This is a genomic window from Streptomyces rectiviolaceus (assembly GCF_039533825.1).
Classification (GTDB): Bacteria; Actinomycetota; Actinomycetes; order Streptomycetales; family Streptomycetaceae; genus Streptomyces; species Streptomyces rectiviolaceus.
The window spans coordinates 3,797-8,218 of record NZ_BAAAUG010000039.1; the positions used below are offsets into that span (position 1 = coordinate 3,797).

At 70.5% G+C, this 4,422-nt stretch carries 4 protein-coding genes and 1 pseudogene; 3 read left to right on the plus strand and 2 right to left on the minus strand.

The genetic code is table 11. From position 1 onward, the window contains the following. Both ABD378_RS13130 and ABD378_RS13135 read left to right on the plus strand, forming a co-directional pair. The coding region (locus ABD378_RS13130; protein WP_344520876.1) for a maleylacetate reductase at positions 1-788 on the plus strand (788 nt) is incomplete at its 5' end. Positions 789-878: 90 nt separating this feature from the next. After that, positions 879-1,793 carry a YceI family protein gene (locus ABD378_RS13135; RefSeq protein WP_344520877.1) on the plus strand — a complete coding sequence of 305 codons (915 nt, stop codon included), beginning with the start codon at positions 879-881 and terminating at the stop codon, positions 1,791-1,793. Between the two features lie 13 nt (positions 1,794-1,806). On the opposite strand, the gene ABD378_RS13140 is transcribed toward ABD378_RS13135, so the two are convergent. After that, a complete protein-coding gene (locus ABD378_RS13140; RefSeq protein ID WP_386543231.1) occupies positions 1,807-3,123 on the minus strand; it encodes an MFS transporter in 1,317 nt (438 codons plus the stop codon). A 62-nt stretch (positions 3,124-3,185) separates the two neighbouring features. Then, the gene (locus ABD378_RS13145) at positions 3,186-4,064 is read right to left on the minus strand and encodes a hypothetical protein (RefSeq protein WP_344520879.1); all 879 of its coding nucleotides are present in this window, start codon (positions 4,062-4,064) and stop codon (positions 3,186-3,188) included. Between the two features lie 187 nt (positions 4,065-4,251). Here ABD378_RS13145 and ABD378_RS13150 point away from each other — a divergent pair. Continuing rightward, positions 4,252-4,422: pseudogene (locus ABD378_RS13150) on the plus strand (6-phospho-beta-glucosidase); the annotation flags it as partial.

Below are 4,422 nucleotides of genomic sequence, written 5' to 3' on the forward strand. Positions count from 1 at the left end.
GCTCCGCCATCGGCCTCGGCAAGGCACTCGCCCTGCGCACCGGCCTTCCGCTGATCGCCGTGCCCTCGACCTACTCGGGCTCCGAGATGACCCCCGTCTGGGGCCTGACCGAAGGCGGTGCCAAGCGCACCGGGCGCGACCCGTCCGTACAGCCGCGCAGCGTCGTCTACGACCCCGAGCTGACCCTCTCGCTGCCGCCGGCGCTCTCGGTGACGAGCGGCGTCAACGCCCTGGCGCACGCGGCCGAGTCGTTGTACGCGCCCGACGCGTCGCCCGTCGTCGGCCTGCTGGCCGAAGAGGGCGTGCGGGCCATGGCGGCCGCTCTGCCGGAGATCGTGGCCGATCCCGGCGGGCTCGCGGCCCGGACCCGCGCGCTGTACGCGGCCTGGCTGTGCGGGTCCTGCCTCGGCGCCACCACCATGGGCCTGCACCACAAGCTCTGCCACGTGCTCGGCGGCTCGTTCGGCCTGCCCCACGCCGAGACCCACACGGTGGTCCTTCCGTACGCCCTCGCGTACAACGCACCTGCCGCGCCCCGGGCCTTCGCCGCCCTGAGCCGTGCCCTGGACGCGCAGGACGTCCCGCGCTCCCTGTGGGAGCTCGCCGGGCGTCTCGGCGCGCCCCGCTCCCTGGCCCGACTGGGGCTCGCGGAGGCCGATGTGGAGCGGGCGGCCCGCCTGGCGACAGCCGCCGCGCCGTACGCCAATCCGCGCCAGGTCGGGTACGACGGCGTACTCGGCCTGCTGCGGGCCGCGTACGCGGGCGGGCCGCCGAGCACCGACCTCTAGCACGACGAAACACACAGCATCAGCACTCAGCACCAGCACACACCACTCAGCACGAAGCACTCAGCACGACGAAAGAGACAGGTGAACGACATGGCCCTCGCACTGTTCCGGCGCAAGAGGCAAAGAGGCGCATCCGGCGGTGGAGCGGGCCTTGTGCCCTACCTTCCGGCGGGTGCCGGTGGCGTGAGCCGCACGGTGGTCGACCCGCTCGGGCAGCCGCTCGGCGGCGCGGACGTCACGGTGACCTCGTCCGCCACGCAGCGCGTCGCGGCCAAGGGCACCACCGATCCGTACGGCCTCTTCAGCGCGGCACTGCCGCCGGGCCGCTACGGCCTGGTCATCGCGGCGGAGAGTCTGCAGCCGCACCACGAGACCGTGGACGTCCTCGCGGGCGAGGCACCGCCGTCGAACGACGTACGGCTGCTCAGCGCCCGCCAGTTGGAGCTCCCGCCGCCCGGCACCTGGCTCTTCGACCCGCCGCACACCGCGATCCGCTTCATCGCCCGGCACGTCGGCATGGCGAACGTCCACGGCCGCTTCACGCGGTTCGACGGCGGTATCCGCATAGCCCCCGAGATGGAGGATTCGCAGGTGGAGGTGAGAATAGACGCCTCAAGCCTCACCACGGGCAACAAGACCCGCGACGGCCATCTGCGCTCGGCGGACTTCCTCGACGTCGAGAACTACCCCTACATCACCTTCAGCAGCAGCCGGTTCGCCTACCGCGGTGGAGCGAAGTGGTCGCTGCAGGGCCCGCTGACGATGCACGGAGTGAGCCGCACGGTCGCCCTCGACACCACCTACCTGGGCACGGTGAACGGCGGGTACGGCGAGGAACTGCGCTGCGCCGCCCGCGCCACGGCCGAACTGCACCGCGAGGACTACACGTTGAACTGGCGCACCATGCTCGCGCGCGGCATCGCCGTCGTCGGTCCGACCGTGCGACTCGAGCTGGACATCCAGGCGATGTACCGCAGCCACGACACCCCGACTCCGCCGGAGTGAAGCGGCTGGAGCTCTAGCGCTCCAGCTCCTTGTGGGCGGTTTCCGGGAGCTTGAGGTACACCGCCGATGACGCGAGGCAGAGCACGGCCACGTACCAAGGGAACAGGCCCGGTTCGCCGATCTCCTTGAACAGGGTGCCCATGTACGGGGCCGTGCCGCCGAACAGCGCGACGGTGAGGGAGTACGGGAAGCCGATCCCCGCGGCCCGTACACGCGCGGGGAACACCTCCGCGTTCACGGCCGCCGAGATCGACGTGAAGCCGGTGAGCAGCACCATGCCCGCGCACTGCACCATCAGGAGCGAAGCGAACGAGCCGTTCAGGGAGCGAAGCAGCGGCACGCTCAGGACGGCGAAGCCGAGGCCGAAGAAGAGCAGGAGCGGCCTGCGGCCGAAGCGGTCGGAGAGCAGTCCGCCGACCGGCTGGAGCAGGGCGAAGAACGCGAGCGAGAGGGTGCCGGACAGCAGGGCCTGGCTCTTGCTGATGTCGGTGTTGAGCTCGGCGTACGTCGGAAGGTACGACGTCCACGTGTAGTAGGCGATCGTGCCGCCGGCCGTGATTCCGCAGATGAGGAGGGACTGGCGTGGGTGCTTGCGCAGGGCGTCGAACAGTCCGGGTCGTTCCGACTCGTCCTGGGGAGCCTGATGGGTCTCGTACGCGCCCTGCCTGATCCAGAAGCCGACCAGGCTGAGCACGGCGCCTATGAAGAACGGAAGCCGCCAGCCCCAGCCGTCCATCTGCCCGTCGGAGAGCATGCTGACGAGCAGGGCCGCGACGCCCGACGCGGCGAGCTGGCCCGCGCTCGTCGACACGTACTGGAAACTGGAGAAGAGACCACGCCGTCCGGGCCCGGCGGACTCGACGAGGAACGTCGTCGACGCCGCGAACTCGCCGCCCACGGACAGACCTTGGAGCAGCCGCGCCAGGACGAGGACGACCGGCGCGAGCACCCCCACGGACGCGTACGTCGGCGTCAGACCGACCAGCAGACTGCTGCCGCCCATCAGCAGGATGGTGACGGTCAGCGCGGCTCGCCTGCCGCGCCGGTCGGCGACCGCGCCCATGAGCAGGCCGCCGACCGGCCGCATGAAGAAGCCGACCGCGAAGACGGCGAACGTGGAGAGCAGCGGTACGAGGGAGTTGCCCGAGCCCTTGGGGAAGACCTGGTCGGCGATGTACGTCGCGAGGAACGTGTACGCGTACCAGTCGTACCACTCCACGGCGTTGCCCACCGACGCGGCGAGCAGTTGCCGTACCGGGCGGCGGGGCTGAGCGGGGAGCGTGTCGGGCACGGGTTCGTGCCGGTGTTGCTGTGTCATGATCGCGACCATCCCCCGCCCGGCCCGTTCGCACACGTGTGGCGTGTTCAGAGTGTGTTCAGGGTGTGTGCGGGTCAGCCGGTCGTCGGCTTGTACGAGTAGACCGACGTCGTCACCAGACACGGCACCGGCGGCACGACCTCGGCGCGCAGCGTGCGCCGCTCGGAGTCGTAGTCGACGCCCTCCGTCTCGAACGTGCCGGAGCAGATGCTCCGTTGCGGGGCGGCGAACAGGCTCGTGACCTTCCCCGTGACGGGCTTCCCGTCGAGCGCGTGCTCCAGGTCCACCTGGAGGACGGGGCGGTCCTCGGGCCACAGCTCCTTCGACGCGTCGTTGGACGCGCACACGAGACGGGTTTCGGAGACGAAGTCGCAGCCCTGGATGTCACGCACCGGCTTGTCGAGCGAGATCTGGCCCGCCTGGGGGAGCGCTCCGCCGGTGGGCGGGGTCGAGGAGTTGAGCAGCGGGGCGGGGAAGACCTGGAGGCGGCTCTGGTCGCCCCATTCACCCGACACCAGCCACTGCTTGTCGGGCGAGACGGCAGCGAAGGAGTTGTTGAGCTTCTCCCCGGCGTCGAGCTGGTGCTCGTAGAGGTAGCGCTTCCCGCCGGGCGTCGTCACGGCGAACATCTTCGACTTCGCGTCGTCGCCGCCCTGGTAGGCGTCGACGGTGTGGCCGGCGGCTATGTCCGGGTCGCCGACATGGGTCCAGCCCTTGATCCGCAGGTCGAGCGGGATCGAGGCGAGACCCCGGTAGAGGAGGCTGCCGTCGGCGCGGCTCGCCAGGCCCTGGCTGCCGGTGAGGGAGTTGACGGACGAGACGCCGGTCTCCTGCCAGCCGCCGGGGGATCTCGGGGTTGTGTCGGCGGAGGCACTGGTTCCGGTCGCCGTCGCCAGCGCGACGGCGCCGAGGAGGGCGACGGATGCCTTCGCGGATGTCTTGAGGGGTGTCATCGGTGCGCTACCTCCGTGGGGGGTCGATCGCTGCCGGGCAATCGTACGTAACGTGACCTCTGTCGACGGGTGAGTTCTGACAGGTCGACAGATGTGCCTGAGCTGGCCGCCGGGCGTTCCGACGGCTGTTCCGACAGCTGTACCGACGGCTGTACCGATAGCTGTAACGACAGAAGGTGGTCGAGACGTGAAGCTGGTCATTCTCGGTGGCGGCGGATTCCGCGTTCCGCTCGTGTACGGCGCGCTGCTCGGTGACCATGCCGAAGGCCGGGTCACGGAGGTCGTGCTGCACGACCTGGACGCGGGGCGGCTCGGCGCGGTCGCCCGCGTCCTGTCCGAGCAGGCGGCCGGGGTGCCG